Origin of the sequence: Paraburkholderia sp. J8-2 (genome assembly GCF_905220195.1) — a bacterium.
Lineage (GTDB): Bacteria > Pseudomonadota > Gammaproteobacteria > Burkholderiales > Burkholderiaceae > Paraburkholderia.
This window is the reverse complement of sequence record NZ_CAJMZA010000070.1, coordinates 1-3,393: the sequence shown is the minus strand read 5'-3', so window position 1 is coordinate 3,393 and position 3,393 is coordinate 1. Positions and strand designations below refer to the sequence as shown.

The 3,393-nt window shown below is 60.0% G+C and carries 3 protein-coding genes; 2 read left to right on the top strand and 1 reads right to left on the bottom strand.

What is annotated here, in order from left to right; genetic code table 11:
* Positions 1-412: hypothetical protein (locus tag U5A52_RS42685; protein ID WP_321940400.1), on the top strand; the 412-nt coding region annotated here is incomplete at its 5' end.
* A 112-nt stretch (positions 413-524) separates the two neighbouring features.
* Here the strand turns inward: U5A52_RS42685 and U5A52_RS42680 are convergent.
* Complete coding sequence (locus U5A52_RS42680) at positions 525-755, bottom strand: hypothetical protein (protein ID WP_321940398.1); 231 nt, start codon at positions 753-755, stop codon at positions 525-527.
* A 599-nt stretch (positions 756-1,354) separates the two neighbouring features.
* On the opposite strand from U5A52_RS42680, the gene U5A52_RS42675 reads away from it, so the two are divergent.
* Positions 1,355-2,995 (top strand): diguanylate cyclase, encoded by a 1,641-nt coding sequence (locus tag U5A52_RS42675; protein WP_321940402.1) that lies wholly within the window; start codon positions 1,355-1,357, stop codon positions 2,993-2,995.
* Positions 2,996-3,393 lie beyond the last annotated feature (398 nt).

Genomic DNA, 3,393 nt, shown 5'->3' with positions numbered 1-3,393 from the left:
GCCTGATTCGCGATCATGGGCTGCAGGAACACTTTTGAGCGCCGTGAAAGCTTTGGACGATGAAGCTCGCGCCGAGCTCCTGTGCTTTCTCGTGATCGGCCTGCTCTTCACGTTTGCGCGTGAGGGTGTCTGGTTGCGCACGGATCATCTGATCGAATCGGCGCAGATCTGGTTGCGTTCGAACGGCGCAGAATGCGACTGGCTGGAGCGCGCGAGGCTGGTGGAGATGGCGCGTACGATTGCGGAGCGGGAAAGTGCACGTCCGTTTCCGAAGGATGACGCCGACCTGCACAAGCTTTTCAAGCTGCGCACCGGATGGTATCTCGATTACCGCTCGCCGGTTGTCCAGCGAATTCACTCGCTCTGTACGGCCCGTTTGAAACGTGGAAGCAATAGCGGACGCACTACCTGAAAAAAGGCCGCCGCATTCGAGGAAATACGGCGGCGTTGAAGCGCTGTCTTCCAGCATTGGGAGTTGCTGGAGGTTGCAAAGTATCGATGCAACCTGGTTGAAAGGTGCCAGGTCAGTTGCGATTCGTCCGTGGATATTTGCACGCGAAACGGTCGTCATGACCGCCGCGGCCCCGCCGGCTGGCACGCTCTGGAACGCGCTGGCAGGCAAGCCAGTACCGAGACGCCGACCGGGCGATTTCGATCAGATTGACCATGCCATTGACCATTTCCGTGCGCACTGCCCGCGTACTCAACGGTTTCTCGGTATTCTCGTTTTCAATGTTTTCCAACGCGTCTGGCATGACGAGTGTCGGATATCCTCCAATCTCGTGCCGGGAAGTCTGGCAGGCATAGCCTTCGCGCGAATGCGGGTCACAAGGGATAGCTTGCATCCTCGCGATTGGCGAGGTGGCAAGCAGGTGGATCGCGCCTCAGGCGCTCGAACTGACCCGGGAAACTCCTGGACTCTCCAAAACCTGACGCAAACGTTCGCGTTTCGACGTTTGCCTCAAAAGGCCTTTCTGCGCGCCGCTAAAACAGGTGCGGCGCGAGCGGTCGCAACTTCCCGTCGCGTGGAGCGTTCACACATGAACCGCAGTCGAATGATGGCGGAGGCGAAACTCGCGCTCGCCGTGCGATACCGGCGTCTGCCTCCTGCGAATCCCGATGGAGCCGAGGGTATGCGCTGCATTGTCGCACCTCCCGCACGACTGGCAGGCTGGCTTGATCTGGATCAACTCACCGCAAGAGCTTGATTCATAGGGTATAGCCATGCGCAGCGCAAAATAAAGGGCGCAATCCGCCCATATGAGCAGAATCGGGGAAGCAGGTGAAGCCGGAACAAGATAAGTGGCCACAGGCCATTACGCAGTTGTGGGCAAGGCCGTCCAGTGTGGTCCGGATGCTCGTCCGGTTCCTTTCGACGGCGGCGAAATCCGTCCTGACACCAACTGGATTATTGTGTTGCAGCATAACGCTCTGGTTGGGCACGGCGGGAATCGGTGTCGCGATGCTCCTGGGGTCACGAGCCGACGCCTATGATCGCGCCGTCCAGAACGCAAGCAACCTCACGCTGGTGCTGGAGCGGGACATCCAGCGCAGCATAGAACTCTATGACCTTTCACTGCGCGCCGTTGCCGAGGGAGCGGCAGACCCGGGGTTAATGTCTCTCACACCGAAATTGCGCCATCAGGCACTGTTCGATCGTGCGGCGACTGCCCGCTACCTTGGTCCAATTACCGTCCTGAACTCAAAAGGAGATCTGCTTGTCAGTTCGGACGACGAACCAGTGAAGCTAAACGAACGGGCAAACTGGACATCATCGCCGGATCACTCAAGTGTCAGTGACTCCGGACTCTATATCAGCCGCCCCTATGTTTCCACCGCGGCGCGAAATACTCTTGTTATCGCGTTGGCTCGACGCATCACGCGTCCAGATGGAACATCAGCGGGTACGGTCGTGGGGCGACTGGACGTCGATTATTATCATGATCTCCTCGACGGCCTGTCAATTGGACGGGGCGGTACGGTAGCGGTGTTCGAGACGGACGGCACGCTGATCGCGAGGCTTCCTTACGATCGTGACATGGTGGGAAGAAGTCTTGCGAAGACGGCTGTGTTCGGGCGCATCATGACAGGGACGCAGGGGGCGTTTGCTGGCACTGCCAGCATTGACGGGGTACGCAGGCTATACGTCTACAGGCGCCTGGCGGGATTGCCGATGGTTGTCGAAGTCGCGCCCGCGATGAGCGAAGTTTTCGCCGACTGGTGGTCACGAGCCAGGTGGTTTGCAATGCTGATGACTGTCTTCACCGCAGTAAAGGCGGCCGGAACCTGGATGCTCGTCACGCAATTGCGCCAGCGCCAACGCACCGAAGCCGAGCTGCGGCGCATGGCGCAACGCGACGCCTTGACCGGACTGGATAACCGCGGCACGCTTGACAAGATCATGGCCACCGAGTGGCGCCGGGCCAGGCGTAAGGGTGCGCCGCTCTCGCTACTCTTCATCGACATCGACAACTTCAAGGCCTATAACGACTGCTATGGGCACCAGGCCGGCGACGAAGCACTGAAGGCGGTGGCACAAAGCATATCGACCAGCATCACGAGGCCATGCGACCATGTGGCGCGCTACGGCGGTGAAGAGTTTGTCGTGGTCCTGCCTGAAACCGGCACGGCAGGGGCGCTGTGCGTCGCGGAGCGAGTTCGCCGCGCGATCGAGGATCTGCAGGTCGAACATGTGAAAAGCCCGTTCGGCTACGTTACGGTGAGCATCGGCGTTTCGACCACCGGCGCGCCGGGTACTGTCGACGTTCGCACGCTGGTGAAAGCCGCAGACGAAGCGGTTTACGTAGCCAAGGGGATGGGGCGCAACCGGGTATGCGCTGGCAGGCATCACGATGCGCAACCTGTCTCAAGTTCTGCGGATTCCCCCTTGACGCAGGGTGTCATCGATATGAATGATGCCGCTACCGCGGGTACAGCGAATCAAGCGAAGGGGCGCGCCGCACCGGCGCGCAACGCTGATCTTATCCCTGCTTGAGCGTCCCTGCCGACTGGTCATCCGGACTTATTACCGGAATGCCTGGCGCCGCGATCGCATCCATCGGCAATACTCCGGGTAGTCCAGTTTGCGCAGAAGGTCAGTTCGTCGTCATTCATGCTGATAATCGACTATGAGAAGACCGCGATCGCCGCCACGAAGACACGCGTCTCCGCGGATTCCACGACCGGCTGTACTCCTCTGGTGGTCGTTGGCGGATTTGCGATAGTCGCTGGTATCGTGTCTAGTCCGGCCGGATCAGCCGCCAACGCGCGACACGCATGAATGACCGATGGCGCAATGTCGGTCCGGTCGGTTCAATCGGTGACCTGTTCTGCGGGTTCTGTAGCACGCGAAGCCGCCGCGCGAGTCTCAGCGACATCCACGCACGTGGCGCG